General features: G+C 71.8%; 25 protein-coding genes. 11 read left to right on the top strand and 14 right to left on the bottom strand.

The features are described from left to right. The 4 genes from FJ657_RS03075 to FJ657_RS03060 all read right to left on the bottom strand — a co-directional run. The coding region (locus FJ657_RS03075) for a response regulator (RefSeq protein WP_141162704.1) at positions 1 to 555 on the bottom strand (555 nt) is incomplete at its 3' end. A gap of 65 nt (positions 556 to 620) precedes the next feature. Then, on the bottom strand, positions 621 to 2,084 hold the full coding sequence (locus FJ657_RS03070; RefSeq protein WP_255447102.1) for a sensor histidine kinase: 1,464 nt from the start codon (positions 2,082 to 2,084) through the stop codon (positions 621 to 623). Between the two features lie 122 nt (positions 2,085 to 2,206). Continuing rightward, positions 2,207 to 3,205, bottom strand: a complete 999-nt coding sequence (gene bla / locus FJ657_RS03065; protein WP_141162184.1) for a class A beta-lactamase — start codon at positions 3,203 to 3,205, stop codon at positions 2,207 to 2,209. A gap of 350 nt (positions 3,206 to 3,555) precedes the next feature. Next, complete coding sequence (locus FJ657_RS03060) at positions 3,556 to 4,179, bottom strand: MerR family transcriptional regulator (RefSeq protein WP_141162183.1); 624 nt, start codon at positions 4,177 to 4,179, stop codon at positions 3,556 to 3,558. A gap of 135 nt (positions 4,180 to 4,314) precedes the next feature. Between FJ657_RS03060 and FJ657_RS03055 the strand changes: the two genes are divergently transcribed. Beyond that, on the top strand, positions 4,315 to 4,809 hold the full coding sequence (locus FJ657_RS03055) for a DUF4188 domain-containing protein (RefSeq protein ID WP_141162182.1): 495 nt from the start codon (positions 4,315 to 4,317) through the stop codon (positions 4,807 to 4,809). 87 nt (positions 4,810 to 4,896) lie between these two features. Here the strand turns inward: FJ657_RS03055 and FJ657_RS03050 are convergent, their stop codons facing one another. From FJ657_RS03050 to FJ657_RS03035, 4 genes are all read right to left on the bottom strand, one after another. After that, entirely contained in the window at positions 4,897 to 6,315 is a 1,419-nt protein-coding gene (locus FJ657_RS03050; RefSeq protein WP_141162181.1) for a DUF6421 family protein, read from the bottom strand. A 165-nt stretch (positions 6,316 to 6,480) separates the two neighbouring features. Continuing rightward, the gene (locus FJ657_RS03045; RefSeq protein ID WP_141162180.1) at positions 6,481 to 7,338 is read right to left on the bottom strand and encodes an ABC transporter ATP-binding protein; all 858 of its coding nucleotides are present in this window, start codon (positions 7,336 to 7,338) and stop codon (positions 6,481 to 6,483) included. After that, a complete protein-coding gene (locus FJ657_RS03040) occupies positions 7,335 to 8,375 on the bottom strand; it encodes a FecCD family ABC transporter permease (RefSeq protein ID WP_141162179.1) in 1,041 nt (346 codons plus the stop codon). Before FJ657_RS03040 ends, FJ657_RS03045 begins: the two co-directional genes overlap by 4 nt. Next, complete coding sequence (locus FJ657_RS03035) at positions 8,372 to 9,451, bottom strand: FecCD family ABC transporter permease (protein ID WP_255447101.1); 1,080 nt, start codon at positions 9,449 to 9,451, stop codon at positions 8,372 to 8,374. The genes FJ657_RS03040 and FJ657_RS03035 overlap by 4 nt, the downstream gene beginning before the upstream one ends. Before the next feature lie 130 nt (positions 9,452 to 9,581). Between FJ657_RS03035 and FJ657_RS03030 the strand changes: the two genes are divergently transcribed. Then, positions 9,582 to 10,577 carry an iron-siderophore ABC transporter substrate-binding protein gene (locus FJ657_RS03030; protein ID WP_141162178.1) on the top strand — a complete coding sequence of 332 codons (996 nt, stop codon included), beginning with the start codon at positions 9,582 to 9,584 and terminating at the stop codon, positions 10,575 to 10,577. A gap of 160 nt (positions 10,578 to 10,737) precedes the next feature. Continuing rightward, positions 10,738 to 11,667, top strand: coding sequence for an AEC family transporter (locus FJ657_RS03025; protein WP_141162177.1), 930 nt, complete (start codon positions 10,738 to 10,740; stop codon positions 11,665 to 11,667). 39 nt (positions 11,668 to 11,706) lie between these two features. Here the strand turns inward: FJ657_RS03025 and FJ657_RS03020 are convergent, their stop codons facing one another. Continuing rightward, positions 11,707 to 12,315, bottom strand: coding sequence for a hypothetical protein (locus FJ657_RS03020; RefSeq protein ID WP_141162176.1), 609 nt, complete (start codon positions 12,313 to 12,315; stop codon positions 11,707 to 11,709). Between the two features lie 78 nt (positions 12,316 to 12,393). Further along, a complete protein-coding gene (locus FJ657_RS03015; RefSeq protein ID WP_141162175.1) occupies positions 12,394 to 13,239 on the bottom strand; it encodes an exodeoxyribonuclease III in 846 nt (281 codons plus the stop codon). Between the two features lie 91 nt (positions 13,240 to 13,330). Here FJ657_RS03015 and pyrE point away from each other — a divergent pair, with 91 nt between their 5' ends. Further along, positions 13,331 to 13,882 (top strand): orotate phosphoribosyltransferase, encoded by a 552-nt coding sequence (gene pyrE, locus FJ657_RS03010; RefSeq protein ID WP_141162174.1) that lies wholly within the window; start codon positions 13,331 to 13,333, stop codon positions 13,880 to 13,882. Then, entirely contained in the window at positions 13,879 to 15,297 is a 1,419-nt protein-coding gene (locus FJ657_RS03005; RefSeq protein ID WP_141162173.1) for a hypothetical protein, read from the top strand. The genes pyrE and FJ657_RS03005 overlap by 4 nt, the downstream gene beginning before the upstream one ends. Positions 15,298 to 15,342: 45 nt before the next feature. On the opposite strand, the gene FJ657_RS03000 is transcribed toward FJ657_RS03005, so the two are convergent. Both FJ657_RS03000 and FJ657_RS02995 read right to left on the bottom strand, forming a co-directional pair. Next, positions 15,343 to 15,840, bottom strand: a complete 498-nt coding sequence (locus tag FJ657_RS03000; RefSeq protein ID WP_141162172.1) for a hypothetical protein — start codon at positions 15,838 to 15,840, stop codon at positions 15,343 to 15,345. Then, on the bottom strand, positions 15,837 to 17,159 hold the full coding sequence (locus FJ657_RS02995) for a hypothetical protein (protein WP_141162171.1): 1,323 nt from the start codon (positions 17,157 to 17,159) through the stop codon (positions 15,837 to 15,839). The genes FJ657_RS03000 and FJ657_RS02995 overlap by 4 nt, the downstream gene beginning before the upstream one ends. 272 nt (positions 17,160 to 17,431) lie before the next feature. On the opposite strand from FJ657_RS02995, the gene FJ657_RS02990 reads away from it, so the two are divergent. After that, on the top strand, positions 17,432 to 17,932 hold the full coding sequence (locus tag FJ657_RS02990) for a hypothetical protein (RefSeq protein WP_141162170.1): 501 nt from the start codon (positions 17,432 to 17,434) through the stop codon (positions 17,930 to 17,932). A 55-nt stretch (positions 17,933 to 17,987) separates the two neighbouring features. Beyond that, positions 17,988 to 18,548 carry a hypothetical protein gene (locus FJ657_RS02985; protein ID WP_141162169.1) on the top strand — a complete coding sequence of 187 codons (561 nt, stop codon included), beginning with the start codon at positions 17,988 to 17,990 and terminating at the stop codon, positions 18,546 to 18,548. Between the two features lie 19 nt (positions 18,549 to 18,567). On the opposite strand, the gene FJ657_RS02980 is transcribed toward FJ657_RS02985, so the two are convergent. After that, the gene (locus FJ657_RS02980; protein ID WP_141162168.1) at positions 18,568 to 19,365 is read right to left on the bottom strand and encodes an HAD-IIA family hydrolase; all 798 of its coding nucleotides are present in this window, start codon (positions 19,363 to 19,365) and stop codon (positions 18,568 to 18,570) included. Between the two features lie 270 nt (positions 19,366 to 19,635). Here FJ657_RS02980 and FJ657_RS02975 point away from each other — a divergent pair, with 270 nt between their 5' ends. The 3 genes from FJ657_RS02975 to FJ657_RS02965 all read left to right on the top strand — a co-directional run bounded on the left by FJ657_RS02975 (position 19,636) and on the right by FJ657_RS02965 (position 23,640). After that, complete coding sequence (locus FJ657_RS02975) at positions 19,636 to 21,213, top strand: MFS transporter (protein ID WP_255447100.1); 1,578 nt, start codon at positions 19,636 to 19,638, stop codon at positions 21,211 to 21,213. A gap of 137 nt (positions 21,214 to 21,350) precedes the next feature. Continuing rightward, a complete protein-coding gene (locus FJ657_RS02970) occupies positions 21,351 to 22,934 on the top strand; it encodes an MFS transporter (RefSeq protein ID WP_439653926.1) in 1,584 nt (527 codons plus the stop codon). Positions 22,935 to 23,184: 250 nt separating this feature from the next. Further along, positions 23,185 to 23,640, top strand: a complete 456-nt coding sequence (locus tag FJ657_RS02965; RefSeq protein WP_141162167.1) for a DUF5684 domain-containing protein — start codon at positions 23,185 to 23,187, stop codon at positions 23,638 to 23,640. A gap of 25 nt (positions 23,641 to 23,665) precedes the next feature. Here FJ657_RS02965 and FJ657_RS02960 read toward each other — a convergent pair whose 3' ends face one another. Beyond that, a complete protein-coding gene (locus tag FJ657_RS02960; protein WP_181408846.1) occupies positions 23,666 to 24,772 on the bottom strand; it encodes a DNA-methyltransferase in 1,107 nt (368 codons plus the stop codon). A 173-nt stretch (positions 24,773 to 24,945) separates the two neighbouring features. On the opposite strand from FJ657_RS02960, the gene FJ657_RS02955 reads away from it, so the two are divergent. Beyond that, a complete protein-coding gene (locus FJ657_RS02955) occupies positions 24,946 to 25,620 on the top strand; it encodes a TrmH family RNA methyltransferase (protein ID WP_141162166.1) in 675 nt (224 codons plus the stop codon). Positions 25,621 to 25,841 lie beyond the last annotated feature (221 nt).

Raw genomic sequence — 25,841 nt, 5'->3', positions numbered from 1 at the left:
CACTCCTGCAGGACCCACTCCTGCAGGACCCACTCCTGCAGCACCGGATCCCGCCGCCGCGGACCTGGAAGCCGGCCCGCCGTCGGCGCTCGCCGTGGTCGAGCCCGCCGCATCCGCCCCGCCGGCGTGCGCGCCCGCCCTCGCGCCGAAGCGCTCGATCACCCGGCGGGTCACCTCCGGCGAGAGCAGCGCATCCCCCGCCGCGAGCACCCGGACCGCCTCGACCAGGTGCTCCGGACGAGCCGTCTTGAGCAGGAATCCACTCGCACCCGCGGCGAGCGCCCGGAACAGGTAGTCGTCGCTGTCGAAGGTCGTCAGCACGAGGATCGCGGCGCGCGACCCGGCGTCGACGATGCGGCGCGTCGCCTCGAGTCCGTCGATTCCGGGCATCTGCACGTCCATGCAGATCACGTCGGGCTCGAGTTCGGCGGCCGCGCCGACCGCGGCGATCCCGTCGCCGGCCTCGCCGACGACCTCGATTCCGGGCTGCGCCGAGAGGATCGCGCGGAACCCCGTGCGCACGAGCTCCTGATCGTCGACGAGCAGCACGCGCACGCCGCCCGGCGCGGGTCCGTCCGATGCGGCCGAGCCGGATGCGGCGCGCGCGGTCGCGGGGTCGCTCACGGTCGGCTCTCCGTCGGCTCGGGTGCGGATGTAATGGACTCGGTGGGCGCGGCGGCTGCGACGGACTCGGCGGGCGTGATGGTTACCGCGGTCTGGGCGCCGGCTTCGGGCGATGCACCGCCCGCACCCGTCCCGCCCGCGCCCGATGCTCCGCCCGCGACCGGCACGACCGCGCGCACGAGGTACCCGCCGCGCGAGCGCGGACCCGCTTCGAGGAAGCCGCCGCTCGCGGCGACGCGCTCGCGCATGCCGATCTGCCCGAGTCCGCCCGTCGACCGCCGCGCGGCGACCGAGCCCGTGTTGCCGATCTCGAGCTCGACGCTCTCGGGCAGGTAGCGCAGCCGCACGTCGGCGGACGCCTCGGGCCCGGCGTGCTTGCGCACGTTCGTCAGCGACTCCTGCGCGATGCGGAACAGGTTCAGGCTCACGACCGCCGGCAGCGTCCGCGGTGCGCCGACGATCTCGAACGAGGTCGGCAGTCCGGTGGTCGTCGACTCCTCGACGAGAGCGGGGATGCCGCCGACGCCGAGCGTCGAGGGCGCCGTGCCGGCCGGGCCGCCGGCGCCGCCACCGGCCGCGCCCACCGCATCCACCGAACCGGTGTCGCTGTCGCTGTCGCGCAGGGTCGTGAGCATCTTGCGCAGCTCGTCGATCGCCGTGCGCGAGGTGTCTTCGACCACGCCGAGTGCCGCCCGGGCCGCGGCCGGATCGGCGTCGAGCGTCACGCGCGCCGCCCCTGCCTGGATGCCCATGACCGACACGTGGTGCGCCACCACGTCGTGCAGCTCGCGGGCGATGCGAACCCGGTCGAGCGCGACCGCCTGCGCGGCCGTGCGCTCGCGTTCGCGCTCCAGCTCGGCCGTGCGCTGCTCGAGGTCGGATCGCTCGCGCGCCGAGATCCAGGCGCGCTCGCCGAAGAGGTACGCGCCGCCGAAATAGAGGATGTTCGTGATGATCTGCAGCAGCGAGAACGCCACGAGCGGCGACAGCGCGCCGACCCGCGAGAAGCCGGGGAGGGCGGTCGGATCGGTCGCCGTGATGAACAGCGAGACGACCAGCCAGATCAGCATCCCGGCCGTGATGAGCAGCCGCGACACCATCGCCGCGCGCCGGTTCGCCGACCATGCGCCGACCGAGTAGATCGCCAGGAACAGGGCGATGTTGCCGATCAGCGCCTCGGGAACGTGCAGCAGCTGGCCGCCCATGAACGCGACCGCGATCACGAGGGCGACCGGGATGGGCCACCGGCGGCGCGCCGTGAGCGGCACCGTGATCACGACCATCCAGATCGTCGACAGCCAGCCGGGCGCCGGCTTCGGGTACATGCCCGCGACCGCGTAGAGCCCGACGCTGAGCGCGCAGGCGACGAGCATGCCGAGCGCGACCGCCGCGTCGATGCGGATGTCGGCGCGGGTCGGGGCGGGGCGATGCCAGCCGTGCGGGTCGGGAGTGGCGCTCACCTCACCAGGGTAGGGAGGGCGGATGCGCGGCGCCTCCCTCTGGCGGCGGAGGCTGCGCTCGACGCGCTCGCCGGGGCGGGGTCGTGGTCGCCGGTGCCGGCGCCGGCGCCGGTTGCGCGCGGTCAGCCGCGCAGCGCGGCCAGGGCGGCGCTCGCCGCGGCGGCGATCAGCGCGTCGTCGTAGTCGGCATCGGCGTCGCCCGTCGCATCCCGCGAGCTGAGCACTGCGATCACGATCGGCGCGGCGCCGTTCGGCGGATGCACGACGGCGAGGTCGTTGCGCGTTCCGTAGCCGGCGGCGCCCGACTTGTCGCCGGCCGTCCATCCCGTCGGCAGTCCGGCGCGGATCAGCGTCGACCCGGTCTGCGAGCCGTCGAGCCAGCCGAGCAGCGCCGTGCGCTCGGGCTTCGCCAGCGCCGCGCCGCGTCCGCCGACCGCGAGCGACCGCAGGTCGCTCACGAGCGCGCGTGGCGTGCTCGTGTCGCGCGAATCACCTGGCGTCGCCGTGTTCAACTCGGGCTCGGGGCGGTCGACGCGCGTCGTGCGATCGCCGAGCTTCCGCAGCTCGCGCTGCAGCGCATCCACCCCGCCGAGGCGTTCGAACAGCAGGTTGCCGGCCGTGTTGTCGCTGAGCTCGACGGCCGCGGCGGCGACATCGCCGAGGGTCATGGTGCCGCCGGCGTGCTGCTCGGTCACGGGGGAGTAGTCGATGAGCGGAGCCGCCGGGATCGCCACCGGGTCGTCGAGCGCGGCGACGCCCTCGCGCTTCAGCACGAGTCCGGCGGCGAGGGCCTTCAGCGTCGAGGCGTGGGCGAAACGGGCGTCGGCGTTCCAGGTGACGGTGCGTCCGGTGGCGGTGTCGGTCGCGATCACGCCGAGCCGGGCGTCGTAGCGCTGCTCGAGCGCGGCGAGGTCGAGTGCGGTCTCGCGGCCGTGCTGGGCGGCGGCACCCGACGCGGTGCTCGACGCAGTGCCGGCGGTGGATGCTCGGCTCGCGCCCGCCGTCGGCGAGGCGTCCGCCGGGGCGGCGGCCGCGCATCCGGTCAGCAGTGCGGCGACGACGGGGACGGCGAGCAGAGCGGTGCGGGATGCGGAGCGGTCGACGGTGCGGTGGTGGCGCATCCCCCATCCTCAGCATGCCCACCTCCGCGCCACCCGACAGCAGCGCCCGGAGCCGGCGCGGGCCTGAGCACGGGGCGGCATCGTCGGCACATCGCGGCCCCAGAGTCCGGAGTCGAGCCTCTCGTTCTCGAATCCGGCCCCGGCCTCGCGCACGGAAGCCGCTCAGCGGCGCAACCGAGCCGCATTGCGGCTCGAGGGGCTCTCCCGCCGGCTTCCGTGCACGCGGTTCCGGATGGGCGGCGCACCCGAGCCGACGTCGAGCTCGGGCAGCCCGGTCATCCGAAACGGCTGGCGCCGGGCAACCGCGGCACCGCCGAAAAGGACGCGCTCCCGACGGCTCCCAGCGCCGCTCAATCGCCCAGCGGACCCGTCTCGCCGAAGCGCTCGCCCGAGACGACCTGCTCGGCCAGGCGGCGCAGCGCGAGCAGCAGCGGCTCGACCAGCACCGTGCCGAGCACGACGTACCGCACGGCGGCCTCCGCCGACTCGGTCGGGATGCCGTCGATCTCGGCCTGCGCGATGTCGCGCGCAGCGCGCCCGTAGGCGTCGAGAACGCCGGGCGCGAGGTCGAAGCCGCCGTCGCGCAGCCCCTGCAGCCCCGCGGCGACGGCGCCGAGCACGGCCGGGTCGCAGCTCTCGGTGCGCCAGCCCCATCCGCTCGTGATCGCGCGCACCTCGTCGACGTCGGCGGCCGCGTCGAGCGGGGCCGTGATCGCGTTGTGCGCGGTGGCGAGCAGATGGATCGCGGCCGGCGGCTCGTCGATCGCCGCGAGGATCGCCCGCGCCTGCGCGATGCTGACGCCGCCGGCGCCCAGCAGCGCCCGCACCAGCCGCAGCCGGGCGACGTGGCTGTCGTCGTAGAGCGCCTGGGTCGGGGCCGTGCGCTCGCCCTCGTGCAGCAGCCCTTCGCGCAGGTAGTACTTCACGGTCGCGACGGGCACGCCGGTTGCGGCGGCGAGCTGCGAGATGCGCATCCAGGCTCCCGGGGTCGGAACGGTGTCGGGCTCTTGACATTGGAGAGTAGCACTATCCATTATTGGCGAGTTCAACTATCCAATGGGATGCGGCGGTTCGCATCCACCCGTCATCGCTCGACCAGGAGGCGCGAGATGCCGAAGATCTTCCCGGGTCGCATGACCCACCACCACGAGGGTGAGCTCATCGTCTTCCACATCGGGATGCGCATCAACAAGCTCTGGCGGCCCGATCTCTGGCTTCCGGTGCTGCGTGCGATGGGGCCGATGCTGATCGAGCTGTCGAAGGATCCCGACTCAGGGCTGCTCGGCTTCACCCCGCTGTTCGGCCGCAACGGGCCGTACATCGTGCAGTACTGGAGCAGCATCGAGAAGCTCTACGCCTACGCCTCGAACCGGGATGCGGCGCACCGGCCCGCCTGGACGGCCTTCACTACGAGGGCGCGCAAGGCCCCCGGCGCGGTCGGCATCTGGCACGAGACGTTCCACGTGGAACGCGCCGAGACGATGTACGTCGGCATGCCGAAGGCCGGCCTCCCCACCGCGACCGAGCACGTGCCGGTCACGCCGCGCGGGAACCGGGCGCGCGACCGCTACGCCGCCGGTCGCACGGGCGGCGCCGAGCACTGACCGCGCCGAGCGCCGCACGATCTCGGCCCCGCCGCGGAATATCGCGCGGCGAGGCCGGGATCGCCACGCGATCCTGCGGAAAACGCGTCAGGCGGTGGCCGCCGTGATTCCGCGGGTCGACTCGATCACGTCGGTCATCTTCTTGTTCAGCGCCTCGTAGAACATCGAGAGCGGGAACTCGTCGTCGAGCACGGCATCCGTGTAGCCCTTCGGCGCGCCGGCGAGGATCTCGTCCGACAGGCCGCGAGCCCAGGCGGATGCCGGGTTCGGCGTGAGCGTGCCGCGCACGAGCTCGTAGGCGGCGAGCCAGTGCACCGTCTTCGGGCGGTCGATGCTGCGCCAGTAGAGCTCGTTGATCGCATCCGACAGGGCGATGACCGCGGTCGGCAGGGCGACCCAGTCGATCGCGAGCTGGGTGTCGGTCCAGTGCAGCACGCCGCGCTGGTGCAGCCAGGCGAACAGCAGCTGCCCGCCGAGTCCGTCGTAGTTGCGCACGCGCGATCCGGTGAGCGGGAAGCGGAAGATGCGGTCGAACAGGATGGCGTGCTGCACGCGCACGGCCTGGTCGCGGATCTCGGCCGCGTCGTCGCCGAGCTCGGCGTCGTCGGCGTCGCCGAGGCGCACGCTTTCGCGGAACGCGGTCAGGTCGCAGCGCAGCTCTTCGAGCGAGTAGAGGAAGAACGGCATGCGCTGCTTGATCATGAACGGATCGAACGGCAGGTCGCCGCGCATGTGCGAGCGGTCGTGGATGAGGTCCCACATGACGAAGGTCTTCTCCGTCGCGGCCTGATCGTCGAGCATGGCGGCGTCGAGCGGGGTGAGCTCGAGCTTCGTGATGTCGGCGGCGGCGCGGGTGACGCGGCGGTAGCGGGCGGCCTCGCGGTCTTGGAAGATCGCGCCCCAGGTGAACTGCGGGATCTCGCGCATCGCGACGGTCTCAGGGAACAGCACGGCCGAGTTGGTGTCGTAGCCGGCGGTGAAGTCGATCAGGCGCAGCGACAGGAACAGCTTGTTCGTGTACGTCTGCTCGAGCCGCGCGATGAACTCGGGCCAGATGACCTCGACGATGAGCGCCTCGACGTGGCGCTCGCTCGAGCCGTTCTGCGTGTACATCGGGAACACGACGAGGTGGCGCAGGCCGTCGACGCGGTGCTCTGCCGGCTGGAAGGCGACGAGCGCATCCAGGAAGTCCGGCACGCCGAAGCCGCCGTCGACCCAGCGGTCGAAGTCGACGACGAGGGCGTCGAGGTAGGCGGCGTCGTGCGGGAAGGCGGGGGCGAGGGCGCGGATGCCGGCCGTCAGTCGCGCGACGGCGTCCCGCGCGGCCGGGTGGTCGGCGGGCTCGGGGATCGAGCCGTCCTTGACCTGCCACTGCTGCAGTTCGGTGGCGGCGGCCTTCAGCTGCAGCCAGGCGGCGGAGTTCTCGGCGCGGGAGGCGTCTTCGACGACCTCGGGCTCTCCGATGACAGGAGTGGTGCTGTGGGCGGATGCGTGGGCGATCGACATGATGACGCCTCCTCTCCCTTCCAGGCTAGGAAGAGAGGCCGCCGCCGCGTCGGGCGTCGAGCGCTCGAAACCTGCGTCTGGTGCGCGGACGGCGCATCAAACACGCGCGCAGCAGGCCCGTGCGCGCGATGTCAGCCGCGTGAGCTCACGCGAGGCCGCGCGCGATCAGTCGCGCGACGCCCGCGGGATCACGAGCGGCGTGCCCGTCTCGGGGTCGGGGATGACGACGCACGCCAGCCCGAACACCTCCTCGACGAGTTCGGCGGTGACGATCTCGCGGGGCGCCCCCTCGGCGACGACCCGGCCGTCCTTCATGGCGATGAGGTGCGTCGCGTAGCGCGCCGCCTGGTTGAGCTCGTGCAGCACGGCGACCACCGTCGTGCCGTCGTGGTGCAGTCGCGCGAAGAGGTCGAGCAGCTCGATCTGGTGCGCGATGTCGAGGAAGGTCGTCGGCTCGTCGAGCAGCAGGATCGGCGTCTGCTGCGCGAGCGCCATCGCGGCCCACACCCGCTGCCGCTGACCGCCGGAGAGCTCGCTGACCTGCCGGTCGGCGAGCGCATCCACCTCGGTCGCGGCCATCGCCTGCTCGACGGCCTGCTCGTCGGCGCTCGTCCACTGCCGGAACAGGCCCTGGTGCGGGTAGCGCCCGCGCGACACGAGGTCGCTGACCGTGATGCCGTCGGGCGCCGTCGAGCTCTGCGGCAGCAGCCCGACGATGCGCGCGGCCTCCTTCGGCGCGTACCCGGCGATCGCCTTGCCGTCGAGCACGACCTGACCCGAGGTCGGCGTCAGCAGGCGCGACAGCGCGCGCAGCAGCGTCGACTTGCCGCAGGCGTTCGGGCCGACGATCACGGTGAACGAGCGGTCGGGGATGTCGACGGCCAGGTTCTCGGCGATCACGCGGCGGTCGTACGCGAGGGTCACGTCGCGCGCCTGCAGCCGCGCGGCGCCGGAGCCGGTCGTCGCGCCTCCCGGACCGGCGGTGTCGCCGGTCGCGGTGGCGGATGCGGTGATCTCGGTCATCGGCGTCGCGCCTCCCGGATGAGCAGCCAGATAAGGTACCCGCCGCCGACGCACACCGTGACCACGCCGACCGGCACCCCGGGCAGCGCGTTCTGCGCCAGCTGGTCGGCGCCGAGCAGCAGCGCGGCACCGAGCAGGGCGCTCGCGGCGAGCGGGATGCCCGGACCGCGGGTGAGGCGCGCGGCGATCTGCGGCGCGGCGAGCGAGATGAAGGCGATGGGGCCCGTGACGGCGGTCGCGACGGCGGTGAGCGCGACGCCGACCGCGACGAGCGCGAGCCGCGAGGGCTCGACGCGCAGTCCGTGCGCGCGGGCGGAATCGTCGCCGAGCTCGAGCTGGCGCAGCCGTGGGGCGAGCATGACGACGGCGACGCCGAGCAGGGCGAGGATCACGACGGCCGGCACGAGGTGCGCCCAGTCGACCGTCGAGAGCGAGCCGGCGCCCCACACCGAGGCGGCCATCGCGACCTCGGCCTTGGCGCGCAGCCGGATCCACACGTTGATCGCCGCGAGCACGCCGGTGACGCCGATGCCGACGATGATGAGGCGGAAGCCGTCGATGCCGCGCCGGAACGCGAGCGCGTAGACGACGAGGGCGGTGGCGAGCCCGCCGGCGAGGGCGCCGAACTCCACCGGCACGAGGCCGCCGAGCACGATCGTCACGATCAGCGCGCCCGTGTAGGAGCCGGTCGAGAAGCCGATGATGTCGGGCGAGCCGAGCGGGTTGCGACTGAGGGTCTGGAAGATCGCGCCCGACACCGCGAGCGCGGCGCCGAAGGCGAGCGCGGCGATCGTGCGCGGCATCCGCCATTCGACGACGACCTGGTGGGCGAAGCTCTCGCGGTCGCTGATCGCCTGGATGACCTCGAGCGGCGTCAGCTGGAAGCGGCCGAGGCAGATCGCGAGCACGAAGCCGACGACCACGACGGCGGCGAGCGCGAGGATGATGGCGCGGCGCCGCGTGCGCAGGCGGGCTCCGGTGCGGCGCGCGGGTCGGGCGTCGGCGTCGCGGCGCGAGGATGCCGTCGCCGCGCTCATAGGCTGCTCATCCGACGCGAGCGGGCGATGCCGATGAGCACGGGCGCGCCGAGCACGGCGGTCACGATGCCGACCGGCAGCTCGCCCGGGTAGAGCGCGACGCGGCCGAGCACATCCGCCGCCAGCAGCAGCACGGGCGCGAGCACGAGCGTGTAGGCGAGGATCCAGCGCTGGTCGGGGCCGGTCACGAAGCGCGCCGCGTGCGGAACCATGAGCCCGACGAACGCGATCGGCCCGGCGATCGCGGTCGCGCCGCCGGCGAGCAGCGTGACGGCGGCGATCGACAGACCGCGCACGAGCGCGACGTTGGCGCCGAGCGAGCGGGCGAGGTCGTCGCCGAGCGCGACGGCGTTGAGCGGGCCGCCGAGGGCGAGGGCGAGGATCGCGCCGACCGCGAGGAACGGCAGCACGGGCAGCAGGTCGGGCCAGCCGCGGTCCTGCAGCGAGCCGGCGTTCCAGGCGCGCAGCACGTCGAAGGTCTTCGGGTCGAGCAGTGAGAGCGCCGTGATGACGCCGATGAGGATCGCGCTGAGCGCGGCGCCGGCGAGCGTCAGCCGGGCCGGGTCGATCGCCCCGGGTCCGCCCGCGCCGATCAGGTACACCGCGACCGTCGTGAGCAGTGCGCCGCCGAGCGCGAACCAGACGTACGAGCCCGAGCCCTGGATGCCGAGCACCGCGATGCCGAGCGCGATCGCGAAGCCCGAGCCGTAGGTGACGCCGAGGATGCCGGGGTCGGCGAGCGGGTTGCGCGTCACCGCCTGCACGAGGGCGCCGGCGAGGCCGAGCGCGATGCCGGCGGCGATGCCGATCGCGGTGCGCGGCAGGCGCGACTCGACGACGACGCTCGCCTCGGTGCCGGCGGGCGCCTTGCCCGCGAACAGATCCTGCAGGGCCTGGATGACGTGGTCGAGAGGGATGCCGCGCGAGCCGACGGCGAGACTGAGCGCGATCGCGACGGCCAGCGCGACGATCGCGACGAGCAGGCCGAGCAGGCGCACGGTCGCGGGCCGCATGCGGGCGCGCCGAGCCGCGAGGCGCTGCTCGGCGGTCTCCTCGACGGCCCGGGTTGACGTCACGAGAGCTTAGGCTAACCTAAGTCCGCACCCCGCCCGCTGAGGGCGCCGCACCGCGCCGCGACAGCATCCGCCGCGCGTCCCTGCACTCGGCTCACGCCGCTTCGTCATACCCGGAAGACACCACACGCTCATGAAGAGAACCCCCCTGCTCCTCGCCGCCGCCGCGATCATCGCGGTCGCGCTCAGCGCCTGCTCGACCGGGTCCGGCTCGGCCGGCGGATCCGACTCCGGCTCCGACGCCGCCGGCTCGTTCCCGGCGAAGGTCGCCACCAAGTTCGGCACCATCGAGGTGAAGGAGGCGCCGAAGCGCGTCGTCGCCCTCGGCTGGGGCGACGCCGAGACCGCGCTGAGCTTCGGCGTCACGCCGGTCGGCGCGAGCGACTGGCTCGGCTTCGGCGGCAAGGGCGTCGGCCCGTGGGCCGAGAAGCTCTACGGCTCGGCGAAGCCCGAGATCATCAAGACGCTCGAGCCCGACTACGAGCAGATCGCGAACCTCAAGCCCGACCTCATCCTCGACACCCACGGGCTCGGCGACGAGAAGCGCTACACGAAGCTGAAGTCGATCGCGACCACGATCAGCGTGCCGAAGGGCGGCGAGAACTACCTCACGACGCTCGAGCAGCAGACCACCATGATCGGCGAGGCGCTCGGTCAGCCCGACAAGGCGAAGCAGCTGCTCGACACCGTCGAGAAGAACGCCAAGGCCGCCGCCGACGCCCACCCCGAGTGGGCGGGCAAGAGCGCGACCGTCGCCGCCTACACGAGCGAAGGATGGGGCGCCTACGTCGACGGCGACGCCCGCCTCGCCTTCCTGCAGCGCCTCGGATTCGTGCAGAACCCGACCATCGCCGCCATGAAGGCCGACAGCTTCTCGGTGTCGATCTCGTCGGAGCAGCTCGACCTGCTGAACGCCGACCTCGTCGTCGCCTTCCCGATCTTCATCGAGGCGTCGAAGATCACCGAGCAGCCTCTCTGGAGCAAGGTGCCCGCCGTCGAGGCCGGACACAGCATCGTGATCACCGACCAGAGCATCCAGTCGGCGTTCTCGAGCGGCACCCCGCTCGCGCAGGACTACCTGCTGAAGAACTTCGTCCCGCTGATCGAGAAGGCCGTGCCGGCCAGCTGATCGACGGGTCGAACAGGCACGGAGCCCCGGTGGATGCGCCCACCGGGGCTCCGTCATGTGCGGGCCGCGCGACGGGGCCGTGCCCGGCGGAGGCGATGGCGCGAGGGCCCGGCGGACCGATGGAGCGACCGGCGCTCGCGGTGCTGGAAGACTGGATGCCGTGCTGGGAGCGCTGACGGGGTTCGCGATCATCGCGGTCATCATCGCCGTGGGATACCTCATCGCCCGGCTGGAGGTGCTGCCCGACGGCGCCGGCCTGGTGCTCAACCGCACCGCCTTCTTCGTCGGCAGCCCGGCGCTGCTGTTCGGGGTGCTGGCCCGCGCCGACCTGTCGACGGTCTTCTCGCCGTTCCTCGTCGCCGCGTTCGTCGGCGCCGTGGTCGCCGCGCTGCTGTTCGTGCTCGCCTCGCGGCTGCTGTTCCGCATGCGCTTCGGCGACACGGTCGTCGGCGCCGCGGCATCCGGCTACGTCAACGCCAACAACATCGGCCTGCCGGTCGCGACCTACGTGATCGGCAGCACGCAGTACGTCGCCCCGGTGCTGCTGTTCCAGCTGCTGATCTTCGCGCCCGTCGTGCTGACGCTGCTCGACGTGACCGCGCGGGGATCGGCCTCGCTGAAGAGCGTGCTGCTCGGCCCGATCCGCAACCCCATCCTCATCGCCTCGCTGCTCGGCGTGATCGTCGCGGCGACAGGGGTCGAGCTGCCGGATGCGGTCATGGCGCCGTTCGACCTCGTCGGCGGACTCGCGATCCCGGCGATGCTGCTCGCCTTCGGCATGTCGCTGCGCGGCCAGCGGCCCTTCGCGCCCGGCTCGCCGCGACGCGCCGTAATCGTCGCCACGGCCATCAAGACGATCGCGATGCCGGCGGTCACCTGGGTCGTCGCCGCGCTCGTGCTGCACCTGCCCGCGACCGAGGTCGCGGCGGCGACCGTGGTGGCCGCGCTGCCGGCCGCGCAGAACATCAACACCTACGCGGTGCGCTACAACCAGGGCGTGCTGCTCGCTCGCGACGCGGTGCTGTTCTCGACGCTGGCGTCGCTGCCGGTCATCCTCGTGGTCGCGCTGCTGCTGCATCCCGCGGGCTGAGCGGGCCTCGGCGCGCGACGGCTGCTCCGCCCGCGGCCCTCAGCCGATCGTCGGGTCGCCCGCGAACGCGCTCGTGCCGGTCTTGCCGATCCCCGCGTCGAGTGCGGCGGCGAGGCGATCGTAGGCGGGGCCGTCGAGGGTGACGAGCTCGGAGTGCCGGATGCCCTGCGTGATCGCGACGAAGCCGAGGCGATCGGCGTCGGCCGTCCAGATCTGCACCCGCAGCGCGCCGTTCTTCACCCCGGTCGGCAGGGGCGCGTACCGCGCCGGGTCGCCGGTGCGGAAGCGGCCGAGGATGTCGGCGACCACGTCGTCGCCGCCGGTCGCGTAGGCGACCGAGTGGCGCCGACGCAGCGGGGTCCCCGTCGATGCGCGGGCCAGCCGATTGCTGCGGAAGATCGCGGCGAGCAGCCAGAGCACCATCCAGATCGGGCAGAGGATCGCGATGAGCCAGACGTAGATCGTGCTCGACGTGCTGGGCGGGTCGGCGCCGGCCGCGGGCAGGATCACGAAGAGGCCGATCAGCGGCACGGTCATGGCGACGACCATCAGCAGGTAGATCAGGGTCTGGCGGGGGTCGCGCACCTGACGGTAGCCGCCCTGCGCCAGCAGGTGTCGCTCGTAGGGGTAGAGCAGCGAGAGGATCACCGAAGTGAGCCTAGGTCAGCTCGAGCCGCTGGGCTACAGGCGTGGCCGAGCGCGGCTCGGCTCGCATCACGACTCGCGTCAGAAGATCATCGGGCGGTCGTCGTCATCCTCGTCGCCGGCGCCGAGGTCGAGATCGACGACCACCGGCACGTGGTCGCTCGGGGCGTCGCCCTTGCGCTCGTTCCGGTGGATGCCCGCCCCGGCGACCAGGTCGGCGAAGGGCTTCGAGCCGAGGATGAAGTCGATGCGCAGTCCCTCGTTGCGCGGGAAGCGCAGCTGCTTGTAGTCCCAGTAGGTGTAGCCCTCGGGTACGAGCGGACGCACGACGTCGGTCAGCCCGCTGTCGAGCAGCGCCTGGAACGCGGCGCGCTCCGGCGGCGAGACGTGCGTCGAGACGCCCTCGATGATCGTCGGGTCGCCGTTATCGGCGTCGGTTGGGGCGATGTTGAAGTCGCCCGTGAGGGCGATGGGACCGTCGGGGTTGGCGCGCATCCAGTCGGCGGTCGAGCTGCGCAGCGCCTCGAGCCACTCGAGCTTGTAGGCGTAGTGCGGGTCGGTCAGGCCGCGGCCGTTGGGAACGTAGAGGCTCCACACGCGCACGCCGTCGACGGTCGCGCCGATCGCGCGCGGCTCGAGCGGCAGATCGGGGCCCTCGTGGCCCTTGAGGAAGCCGGGCATGCCCTCGAAGGTGTTCGCCACATCCTCGAGCCCCCGACGGCTCGCGATCGCGACGCCGTTCCACTGGTTGAGCCCGTGCGTCACGACCTCGTAGCCCGCCGCCTCGAACTCGGCGTGCGGGAACTGCGCGTCTTTGCACTTGATCTCCTGCATCGCCAGCACGTCGACCTCTTCACGGCCGAGCCAGTCGACGATGCGGCCGACCCGCGCGCGGACCGAGTTGACGTTCCAGGTGGCGATGCGCATGCCCCAACGCTAGCGGCGGCGGGCGACAGCGACCGGCGTCGACGCCCGGAGTCGAGTGGATGCGCGAGCGCGGGGAAGTAGAGTGACGGCCGTGACCGACGCCCGACAGCAGCTCATCGAGTACATCCGCTCTGACGCCGTGTTCCACGGCGACTTCACGCTCACCAGCGGCAAGAAGGCCAGCTACTACGTCGACCTGCGTCGCGTCAGCCTCGACCACCGTGTCGCGCCGCTCATCGGCCAGGTCATGGTCGACCTGATCGCCGACATCCCCGAGGTGGATGCCGTGGGCGGCCTCACGATGGGCGCCGACCCGATCGCCGCGGCCGTGCTGCACCAGGGCGCCGCGCGCGGCCTCAGCTACGACGCCTTCGTCGTGCGCAAGGAGCCGAAGGACCACGGCCGCGGGCGCCAGGTCGAGGGCCCCGACCTCGCCGGCAAGCGCGTGATCGTGCTCGAAGACACCTCCACCACGGGCGGTTCGCCGCTCAAGGCCATCGAGGCGCTCGAGAAGGTCGGCGCCGAGATCGCCGCCGTCGCCGTCGTCGTCGACCGGGCCACCGAGGCGAAGTCGCGCATCGAGTCGGCTGGGTACCCCTACTACGCGGCCATCGGCCTGGAAGACCTGGGCCTGGCTCCGTGACCTCCGGCGGGCTGAGCGACGAGCAGCGCAGGCGCCTCAGCGCCGCGCCGCCGCCGTCGCCCGGCTCGGCCGCTCCCGACGGCGTCGAACGCCCGGTGCCGCCGCCGTCCCCGCCGCCCCTCGTCGAGCCGCCGGCCCCGCCGCTGCGGGCGGCGCCGCAGTTCGTCGAGCCGGGCGAGGGGGATGCTCGGCGTGCCCGCCCCGCCGCCGACGGCGGGGCCGTCCGGCGCGCGCGACCTGCCCCTCCCGACGAGCCCCCGGTCGACACGGGCGCCCTCCCGGGCACCGAGCCGATCGCGGCTCCCCCGGCGGCTCCGGCTCCGGCTCCGACGCCGCCGTCGTCCGAGCCGGCGATCGACACCGGCGCGCTGCCCGGCACCGCTCCGATCGCGGCCGCCGACCTCGCGCACACCGACCCGACGACGCTGCCGCCCGAGCTGCATCTGCAGTCCGCGCTCGCGATCGACGGCGCGCCGGGCGCGCCGCCGGCCGTCGAGGGCTCGGCTCTGCTCGATGAGCTCTTCGCGCCCGACCGCTTCGTCGAGTGGCAGGACGGCGCCGTCTCGAGCGACCGCGCACCCGACCGCGCCGGCCCGCCGACGCAGGGGCACATCCCCTCGGGCCTGACCGGGCCTCAGCCCGCGCACGACCCGTGGGCGCGCACGAAGGCGGCGCTCGCCGCCGCGCAGGAGGCCGACGAGCGTGCGCTCGCGAAGGGCGCCCGGGTCGGCTGGGCCGGCGTCCCCGAGAGCGTCGTCGAGGTGGCCGACGCCGACGCTCATGCGCCGATGACCCGCACCCAGCGCGCGCTGCTCGCGGTCGCCGTGGCTGTCGTGAGCGTGCTCGCGCTCCTGTCGCTGTTCCTGCTCGGCAGCCGGCTCCCGGTCGCCGAAGCGGGCCCGGGCGGGGGCGGCTCCGCGCAGGCGGGCGACGGCGGATCGAAGCCGGCGCCGAGCGCCGTGCCGTCCGCTCCGGTGAAGCCGGGCCAGCATCCCTGGTCGGCGCTCGTCGGCGGCGAGTGCCTCAGCGATTTCAGCGACCCGTGGGCGGAGCGCTTCACGGTCGTCAGCTGCGTGCGCGACCACGACGCCCAGCTCGTGCTGCGCGCGCCGATCCCCGACCAGGCGAAGCGCTACCCCGGCGTGGACGCGCTGCAGGCCCGGCTGAGCGAGCTCTGCGCGGCCTCGGGCGTCGTCGACCTGTCGACCGCCGGCCAGTACGCCGACCTGCAGATCTCGGCGGCGTTCCCCGCCTCATCCGCCCAGTGGACCAGCGGTCCCCGCGACTACTTCTGCTTCGTCAGCCGCTCGAGCGGCAAGGCGATCGGCGAGAGCATCCAGGGCACCGCGCAGGCGGGAGTGTGGGCGTCGGAGCGCGCCGCCGTCAGCTCGGCCCCGCCGAAGAGCGACGGCTGACGCCGCCGTCCGCTCTCAGGGCGGGACACTCAGGGTCACCTCGGCTCAGACGAACCCGCCGCGCGGTGCCGGGTCGATCACCGGGCCGACGCGGTCCTTCATCCGCACGACGACCTTCCACGGCGCGGGCGTGTCCGGCAGACGGTAGGTGAAGACCATACGGTCGAGCTGGTCGGCACCGCCGTCGGGCAGGAGGATGATCTGCGTCACCGACAGGTCCGCGAGGAACTCGTTCGGATCCTCTCGCCGCCGGAACCCGCTCTGTCTCCACGCCGTGAAGAGCTTGTCGGCGGCTGTGCCGCTCTGCCCGAGCTCCGACTCGATCGCGCCGCGAGCCATCTTCTCGATCTCGGCGAGTCCGGTCAGCGCGATGTCGATGATGAACACCAGCTGCTCGCCGAAGCGATCGGGATGATCGACCTCGAGACGCAGGGGGACGGAGGCGCCATCCAGATCGACGCGGGTCTCCATCCACCCTCCGCCGGAGCCGCCGTCGAGCCGGATCGGACCGAGGATGGTGCTCGTCAGCTCGGTCGCGCTCATACGAGCTCGCCGACGAGCGCACGCAGGGCGTCGCGGGCCGAGCCGTCCGTGTGGAAGTAATCCTCGACGGAGGCGTTGAACAGCGCCCGACCGTGCTCGTATTCGGCCGCGGTCAGGCGCAGGCAGGTGAACGTCAGGTCCCAGAGGGCCGTGATCGCGCGATGGCCGCCGTCGGCGTCGAACCCGATGCCGGACTGGCGGCGCACGGGGCTGGTCGACGGCGGAGTCGACAACTTCGCGACGGCCCCTTCCAGACCCTCGAGGATGCGACGCATGTTGTTGTCGATCGTGTTCGTCGTGCCGCGATCCATCTGCATGACGTCGGAGCTGTCGGGGTAGTCGCCGAGCGGGAACGCGGCGAGGTTGAAGTCTTTCAGATCGTCCATGATCGCCCGAGCGGTGTCGGTGGCGGTGATGTGCAGCCCGTTCTCGCCGGCCGCGATTCCCGCGTTGAGGTTGTCGAGGGCATCCTCGAGCGAGGTGAGGATCGCGTCGTAGCCGTCGCCCTTGATGACGGCGTCGGCGTCGAGGGCGCCGATCGCGACGGAGATGCCACCGGCGATCGCCGCCAGCGGGATCGCGGCCGCGCCGCCGGAGAGGGCGGTAGCGCCGATGGCGATGACAGCCCCGATGCAGGTCAGCACGAACTTCTGCTCGGCGGCGATCTTCGACTGGGCGGCGGTGTCGAGTGCTTCCTTGGTCTTGACGCAGAGCGAGGTGACGTCGCTGCGCGCCGCGGGCCAGATCGCCGCTTCTTCCTCGTAGTACTTCTCGATGATCGCGCTCGAGGTTCCGATGCCCGCCATGACGACACCGAGCTGCGACTTGTACTTGTCCGCGAAGGGAGCCTTGAAGGAACCGCGGATCTCTGTCAGTGAGGTCGCGATGTCCTGGTTCGCGGTGCCCAGTTCGCCGCTGTTCGAGACCGACTGGTCGCTGCCCGAGCGGCCGAAGGTCCCGGCGACCGTCTGCGTCCTGCTCTGCGGATCCGCGCACTGGGCGCCGTCGGGAAGGTCGAACCACGGCGAGACGATGCGGTCGACCCGAGCGCGGAGCGCGTCGTACCGGGGCGCCATCGTGATCGGTCCGGTGATCGCGAGCATCGCCTTGTAGTCCGGGGTGAGTGCGGTGTACTCGCCCCCGCCGGAGCCGTCGGCATCCGGACGCTTCACGATCATCCCCGGCGCCCACCCCCAGACGGCGTACCAGCCGTCGTTGACGACCCAGACTCCGAAATGCTGCTCGGCCATGTACGCGTCGATGGCCGACCGCTTGAGTTCGCCGGCGATCGTCGGGAGGTCGTCGTAGGTCTGCTGCATGGGGTCCCCTCGGAGGAGCGCTCGTTCGAATCACGATGAGCGCGGTCCTTCCGACAGTAACCGGGCTGGAGGCGTTTCGCGAGAAATACCCATGACATGCGAGTGGATGCGGGTCTGCGCGGCTAGGGTCGATTCGATGTCCGGGCCGCTGCGATCGTGAGGCGAACATGACCCAGCCGTATCAGCCGCCGAACGGCCCCGCACCGTCCGGTCCGGCGTCTCCGGGCCCTGCGCACCCGGGTGCGCAGGGGGGTCGGGGCGGGGATGCCGCGGTGGCCGCGCTCATCCTCGCGATCGGATCCCTGGTCGCGCCCGCGGTGCTCTTCCTCTTCTTCCCGCTGCTCGCCGTCGCGGCGGCGGCGGCGATCGTCGCCATCCTTCTCGCGGTCTCCGCGGCGAGGCGCGGCCGTCGCGGACCGATCATCGTGTGGTCGATCGTGCTGGCCTCGGTGGCCCTGGTCGTGAACTCGGTGGTCTTCGGGGTGGTCTTCTGGCAGGCGACCGCCTCGTGGCGCGTGAACGGCGTGCAGGTCTACACCGACGGCGGCGAGAGCTACACCGCTGAGTATCAGATCGGAGAACACGGCGGCACCGAGACCTGGCACCGGGACTGGGCGGCGCACTGGCTGACGAAGCAGCCGGGAGGCTCGCTGACGTTGACGGCGGAGCCCGGGCATGAGGGCGAACCGCTCCAGTGCCGGGTGCTCATCGAGGGCCGAGAGGTCGCGAACGAGAGCTCGACCTCAGGGTCGGTGACCTGCCGCTACGACTGACGTCGCGCTCGGCTCTGCCCACCGTCGAGCGATTTGCGATGATCAGGAGGTGCACATGACCCAGCCGACCGAACCGGGTCGGGTCGCGTCAGCCGTCGCGAAGCCGCCAACCGAAGCGGCCCTCGTGCTCGCCCTCGTCGCGTTGATCGCACCGGCGCTGCTGTTCGCGGTGTTCCCTCTGCTCGCGGTCAGCGCCGCCGCTGCGATCGCGGCGCTCGTGCTGGCTGTCATCGCGGTGCGTCGCGGTCGTCGTGGACCGGCGGTCGTCGGGGCGTTCGTCATCGCGGCGGTCGCTCTGATCGTCAACTCGGTGGTCTTCGGCATCATCTTCTGGCAGGCGACGGCGTCGTGGCGGATCCATCACGTCGAGATCCGCACCGATGGCGGAGAGAGCTACTCGGCGGAATACGAGGTCGGCCACGACCGCGGCACACGGCAATGGTCTCGGGACTGGTGGGCGAAGTGGAGCATCACCGAATCGAACGCCGAGATCACCCTCACGACGACACCCGGGACGCAGGACGAGACGCTCGACTGCCGGATTATCTGGGACGGGAAGGTGGTCGTGCACGAGACCTCTGACACGGGAACCGTCACGTGCAGGTACGACGGCTGACGGCCGTCGCGTCCGAACGTCAGAGCTCCGACTCGGCCGGCCCGTCGAGCAGCTCGTGCACGCCCGCGATGACCTCGTCCGGGCGGAAGGGGTACTTCGCGATCTCGGCCTCGTCGCTGATGCCGGTCATGACGAGCACCGTGTGCAGGCCCGCCTCGATGCCGGCGACGATGTCGGTGTCCATGCGGTCGCCGATCATGCCGGTGTTCTCGCTGTGCGCGCCGATCTTGTTCATCGCCGAGCGGAACATCATCGGGTTCGGCTTGCCGACGACGTAGGGCTCGCGCCCCGTCGCCTTCGTGATGAGTGCCGAGATCGCGCCGGTCGCGGGCAGGACGCCCTCCTGGCTGGGGCCGGTCGCATCCGGGTTCGTCGAGATGAAGCGCGCGCCGTTGTTGATGAGGCGGATGGCCTTGGTGATCGCCTCGAAGGAGTAGTTGCGGGTCTCGCCCACCACCACGTAGTCGGGGTTCGTCTCCGTCATCACGAAGCCGGCCTCGTGCAGCGCGGTGGTGATGCCCGCCTCGCCGATCACGAAGGCCGAGCCGCCGGGCATCTGCGAGCGGCAGAAGTCGGCGGTGGCGAGGGCGCTGGTCCAGATGCGGTCCTCGGGCACGTTGAGCCCGCTCGAGCGCAGACGGGCGGCGAGATCGCGCGGCGTGAAGATCGAGTTGTTCGTCAGCACGAGGAACGGGGTGCCGGCGTCGAGCCACTGCTGGATCAGCTCCGGCGCGCCCGGCAGGGCGTGATTCTCGTGCACGAGCACGCCATCCATGTCGGTCAGCCAGGCCTCGACCTCTGCGCGCGTGTTCGCCATGGCCCGATGGTATCGAGTCCCCCGAACGCCCCTCTGAACACGGGGATGCGCGGCAACGGCAGGTCGTGCAGGAATGCCGGATCCGGTGGCCGCCGGCGCGTCGAGCGAGGGAATCCGCAGTCAGGACCCTGGCAAGCCCGTGTGAATCGTCGTGTACCCCGGGGGTACAGTTCTTGGCTTGTCGAGGCGTCGACGGGCTGCACATCCCGCCGACGCCGGCACCACCAAGGCGATCCGACAGCCCGAGGGATCGCCGGAAAGAGACAGAACGTGAGCTCTAGCAACCCCAGCCATACCCCGCCGTCCTCGGCCGCACGCGCCCCGCGCGAACGCCGCGGACGGCGGCTCCGCGTCGGCGACGTCACCGTCGTCGATCGGTCGATGATGCGTCGCGCGATCAGCGGCACCATCGTCGGCAACACCATGGAGTGGTACGACGTCGGCGTCTACGGCTACCTCGCCGTGACCATGGGAAAGGTCTTCCTCCCCACCGCCGAGCCGTCGGTGCAGATCCTCTTCAGCCTCGGCGTCTTCGCCGCCACCTACATCGCCCGCCCGCTCGGCGGCATCGTCTTCGGCCGCCTCGGCGACAAGCTGGGCCGGCAGAAGATCCTCGCGACGACCCTCATCATGATGGCCTCGTCGACCTTCCTCATCGGCGTGCTGCCCGACTACGCCCTCGTCGGCGTGCTCGGGCCGGTGCTGCTCGTGCTGCTCAAGCTCGTGCAGGGCTTCTCGACCGGCGGCGAATACGCCGGCGCGACGACATTCATCAGCGAGTACTCGCCCGATCGCAAGCGCGGCTTCTTCGCCAGCTTCCTGGATGCGGGCAGCTACACCGGGTTCGCGCTCGGCGCCGCCGTGGTGTCGCTGCTGCAGGTGCTCGCCGGCTCGGAGGCCATGGTCGAGTGGGCCTGGCGCATCCCGTTCCTGCTCGCCGGACCGGTGGGCGCGATCGCGATCTACTTCCGTCTGAAGATCGAGGAGTCGCCCGCGTTCCAGGCGACGCAGGATGCGCAGGCCTCCGCCAGCAGCGAGATCGCCGACCTGCAGGGTCGCCCGCGCAACGTCTTCGTGCTCATCGCCCGCCATTGGCGCCCGCTGCTGCTCGCGATGGCGATCGTCGCGGCGTCGAACATCGTCGGTTACGCGCTCACCAGCTACATGCCGACCTACCTGACCGACACCCTCGGCTACGACCCGCTGCACGGAACGCTGCTGACCATCCCCGTGCTGATCCTGCTCGCCGTGATCATGCCGATCGCCGGACGGATCTCCGACCGCGTCGGCCGCCGCCCGGTGCTGCTCGCCGGCGCCATCGTGACGATCGTGTTCTCGGTTCCGGCGTTCCTGCTCATCGGACTCGGCACGGTGCCGACGACCCTCGCCGGTCTGTCGCTGCTGGCGCTCATGGTCGCTCTCTGGGTCTGCAACCAGGCCTCCGCGCTGCCGGCCATGTTCCCGACCTCGGCGCGCTACGGCGCGATGGGCATCGCCTTCAACGTCGCCATCGCCGTCTTCGGCGGAACCACGCCGCTCATCATCCAGTTCCTCATCGAGGTCACGAAGAACGACCTCGCCCCGGCCTGGTTCCTCATGGGCGCGAGCGTCGTCGGCGCGATCGGGCCGATCCTGATGAAGGAGTCCGCGAAGCGCCCGCTGCCCGGCGCGCTGCCCGCGGTCGAGAGCGAGGAGGAGGCGCGCGACCTGGTCGAGCACCAGGACGAGAACCCCTACCTCGACCTCAGCACGATGCCGCTCGAGCAGCTCGACGCCGCGCACCAGGCTCGGCTCGAGGCCGACGCCGAGCGGGGCGCGCGCGAGCCTGTCGGAAGCGGGGTCAGCTGAGCTGAGACCGGGGTGCGCGGGGCGGTCTCTGTCTCTTCCGTCCCGCGCATCCCCACAGCATCAGGGCCGTCCGGCCCGACGAAGAGACGGATGCGGCGCTCGCTCGACGGTGAGCGGGCGCCGGAAGGAGAAGCATCGTGAGTCCTGCACAGCCCACCCCCTCCACCCCGCCCGGCGACGCCGCGGCATCCCGCGTGAAGCCCGCCCGCCGGCAGCGCAAGCTGCGCGTCGGCGACGTGAACGTCGTCGATCGGTCGATGATGCGTCGCGCGATCAGCGGCACCATCGTCGGCAACACCATGGAGTGGTACGACGTCGGCGTCTACGGCTACCTCGCCGTGACCATGGGAAAGGTCTTCCTGCCGACAGCCAGTCCCGCGGTGCAGATCATGTTCAGCCTCGGCGTCTTCGCGGCGACCTACGTGGCCCGTCCCCTCGGCGGCATCGTGTTCGGCCGCATCGGCGACCGCATCGGCCGCCAGAAGGTGCTCGCGACCACGCTCATCCTCATGGCGTCGTCGACGCTGCTGATCGGCGTGCTGCCCGACTACGCGCTCGCCGGAGCTCTCGCGCCCGTGCTGCTCGTCGTGCTGAAGCTCGCGCAGGGCTTCTCCACTGGCGGCGAGTACGCCGGAGCGACCACGTTCATCAGCGAGTACTCGCCCGACCGCAAGCGCGGATTCTTCGCGAGCTTCCTCGACACCGGCAGCTACATCGGCTTCGCACTCGGCGCCGGCGTCGTCTCGGCGCTGCAGCTCACCGTCGGGCAGGAGGGTCTCGAAGCCTGGGCGTGGCGCGTGCCGTTCCTCGTCGCCGGGCCGATCGGCGCCGTCGCGATCTACTTCCGCCTCAAGATCGAGGAGTCGCCGGCCTTCCAGGCGACGCAGGATGCGCAGCAGAACGCCAGCGCCGAGATCGCCGAGGCCCAGGGCCGCCCGCGCAACATCTTCGCGCTCATCGCGCTGCACTGGCGCTCGCTGCTGATCCTCATCGCGCTCGTCGCCGCATCCAACTCGGTCGGCTATGCGCTCACGAGCTACATGCCGACGTATCTGACCGACTCCCTCGGCTACGACCCCATCCACGGCACCCTGCTGACGATCCCGGTGCTGTTCCTGCTGGCCGCCCTGCTGCCGGTCACCGGCAAGCTCTCCGACCGCTTCGGCCGCCGCCCCGTCATGTGGATCGGCGCGGGCAGCGTGATCGTGCTCGCGATCCCCGCGTTCCTGCTCATCGGCGCCGACTCGATCACGACGACCCTGCTCGGTCTCGCGCTCGTCGCCGTCATGACCGCGCTGTGGGTCTCGAACCAGGCGGCATCGCTGCCGGCCCTGTTCCCGACCTCGTCGCGCTACGGCGGCATGGGGCTCGGCTACAACATCGCGATCGCCGTCTTCGGCGGAACGACGCCGCTGATGATCCAGGGGCTGATCTACCTGACGCACAGCAACCTCGCGCCGGCGTGGTTCCTCATGGGCACGAGCGTGCTCGGTGCGATCGGCGTGTTCTTCATGAAGGAGTCGTCGCGGCGCCCGATGCCCGGCTCGCTGCCCTCGGTCGAGAGCGAGGAGGAGGCGCGCGACCTCGTCGCCACGCAGGATGACAACCCGCTGCTCGACCTGTCGACCATGCCGCTCGACCTGCTCGACGGCGCGCACGAGGAGCGCATCGCCGCCGACCGCGCGCGCCGCGAGGCCGCGGGCACGGCCGCGCGGCGCTGACCTGACCTGACCTGACCTGACCTGACCGCGCGGCGCGTCCGGTTCCTCGGTCGCGCCGCGCCGCATCCTCTCGCGAGTCGCGAATCCCGGTGAGGGGTCGCAAAGGCCCCGTCGTGAGTCCGTATCGGGCCATCGACGGGGCCTTTGCGCCCCCTCAGGGGATGTCTCGGCGGTCGGCGGCGATGCGTTCCGTCTGGGCGTCGCGTGTGCGCGTCGGGATGCGGCAGGGCGTGCGGGTTAGCGTCGAGGAATGCTCCACGATGCGGTGATGACGATCCTCTCGATGCCGGCGACAGGGCTCGGCGCCGACGGCGGCTCGACTGGTTCGGGTGGCTCGGGCGGAGAGCTCCTCGGTCCACTCGGACAGCTCGGCGGCAGCCTGATCCTCTACGTGCTGACGGCCATCGCGAACTGGCCGATCTACGCCAAGGCGGGCTACGCCGGCTGGACCGCCTTCGTGCCGATCCTCAACATCTACCTGCTCCTGAAGATCGTGAAGTTCCACGGCGCGATGGTGCTGCTGTACCTGATCCCGCTCGTCAACATCGTCCTCGCCCTCATCGTCGCGCTGCGGCTCGGGCGCATCTTCGGGCGCAGCACCGTCTTCTCGGTCTTCCTGCTCTGGCTGCTGGCGCCGATCGGGCAGTTCATCGTCGGATACGGCCGGTCGCAGCACCACGAGGGCGTCGTCGCCGACTGGCCGTGAGCCGCGCCGGGCGCGGCGCGGGCGATCAGGCTGAGCGCTCGGCGGCGAGCTGCGGCTCGGGCGACGTCGCGGTCGGCTTCGCGATCCGTTGGGCGGTCGGCTCGGTGGATGAGCCCGCCGCCGGGGACTCCGCGAGCGGGTCCGCGGGCAGCTCGACGCCGTCCGCGTCGACGACCCGCGCCGAGGGGATGCGCCGGCGCATGATGCGCACCGCATCCGCGTGCTCGTCGATCAGCAGGGCGCGGCGGCCGAGCTGCGTCGCGACCGCGCCGGTCGTGCCCGACCCCGCGAAGAAGTCGAGCACCCAGTCGCCCGGCGCCGAGCTCGCCTGCACGATGCGGCGCAGCACGCCCTCCGGCTTCTGCGTCGCATAGCCGGTGCGTTCGCGGCCGGACGTCGGCACGATCGTGTGCCACCACACATCCGTCGGCCGTTTGCCGCGCTCCGCCTGCTCGGGCGTGACGAGGCCCGGAGCCATGTAGGGCTCGCGGTCGACCGCCTCCGCGTCGAAGTAGTAGGAGCGCGGGTTCTTCACGTAGACGAGGATCGTGTCGTGCTTCGCCGGCCAGCGGCGCGCGGTCTTCGCGCCGTAGTCGTAGGCCCAGATCAGCTCGTTGAGGAAGCACTCGCGGCCGAACAGCGCATCCAGCGCCAGCTTCGCGTAGTGCGCCTCGCGGTAGTCGAGATGCAGGTAGAGGGTGCCGGTGTCGGCGAGCAGCCGCCACGCCTCGGCGAGCCGCGGCTCGAGGAACTGCCAGTAGTCGGCGAAGCGGTCGTCGTAGCGGATGAGCGTGCGCTTGACCGCGGTGTAGTCGCGTCCGCCGAAGCCGCGGCGCAGGATCGTGGAGGCGTCGTCGGCCGGCGCCTCCTCGATCGCGGTGGTGGGCTCCGCGCTCGCCGCACCGTCGGCGCCGTCCGGCTCCGCGGCGGCGGCCGGAGCCGCCGGGCGCCGCACGGTCGAGATGCTCTGGAAGCGCTGCTCGCGTCCGGTGTTGAACGGCGGGTCGAGGTAGATGAGCTGGAACGCGCCGTCGGGCAGCTGAGCCGTCGCGGCGAGGTTGTCGCCGTGCATGATCGTGTCGGGCGAGTCGACGGTCCACAGCGGCGCGGAAGTCGTGCGTCGCCGGGCCATGCCGCGACCTTAACAGCGCCGCCGCGCCCGCCCGCCCCGCCCCGCCGCCGCCGAGTGCCCTCCCCTGCGCGAGGAATCTCGCTGATCTCGGGTGAGGGGTCGCACAGGCCCCGTCGCGGACTCCGAATCGGCGTGCGGCGGGGCCTGTGCGACCCCTCAGCGAGAATGACGGGATGGATGCGCGCAACGAGGGAGTCGAGGGCGCCGAGCTCGCCGACGCCCCCGAGCCCGCCGAGGCGCAGCTCGAGGTCGGCGTGGGTCCGTGGCCCGGCGGCCGCGCCGCGTGGCCCGACGACGCGCGCCTCGACCCCGAGCTGCTGGAGCTCGGCGACCGGCGCAACGTGGTCGACGAGTTCCGCTACTGGCGGCTCGAGGCGATCGTGGCCGAGCTCGACCGGCGCCGGCATCCCTTCGAGGTCGCCGTCGAGAACTGGCAGCACGACCTCAACATCGGCTCGATCGTGCGCAGCGCGAACGCCTTCCTCGCGGCCCGGGTGCACATCGTCGGCCGTCGGCGCTGGAACCGGCGCGGCGCGATGGTGACCGACCGCTACCAGCACGTCGCGCACCATCCCTCGATCGACGAGCTGGTGGCGGATGCGCGCGCCCGCGGTCTGACGATCGTGGCGGTCGACAACGTGCCCGGCTCGGTCGGCGTCGACGACTACGCCTTCCCGCCGGCGAGCCTGCTGCTGTTCGGGCAGGAGGGTCCCGGTCTGAGCGCGGAGGCGATCGCGGCGGCGGATGCGGTGGTCGCGATCCCGCAGTTCGGCTCGACCCGCTCGATCAACGCGGCCGCGGCGGCGGCGATCGTGATGCACTCCTGGATCCGGGAGCACGCGCGGTGAGCGGGGCGCCGAGCGTGCGGTCGGAGTCATTGCGTTCCTCGCGAGCGTGACACCTCACCCTCGGAATGGGGGTGACGCAGGCGGCCGTACATCCTCACCCCCGAGGTAACCCCCTTGACAGGTGTGGAAAAGCCTTCATCCCGTGGCGCAAGTGACCTATGTTGTTTGTCAGAAACAAACGATTTCCGTAGCGGAGCTCTGACCAGGCCAAACCGTTCAGC

This window comes from Schumannella soli (assembly GCF_006517435.1).
GTDB lineage: Bacteria > Actinomycetota > Actinomycetes > Actinomycetales > Microbacteriaceae > Schumannella > Schumannella soli.
Note: the sequence above shows the minus strand (reverse complement) of the source record. Positions and strands in the feature narration are given on the sequence as shown.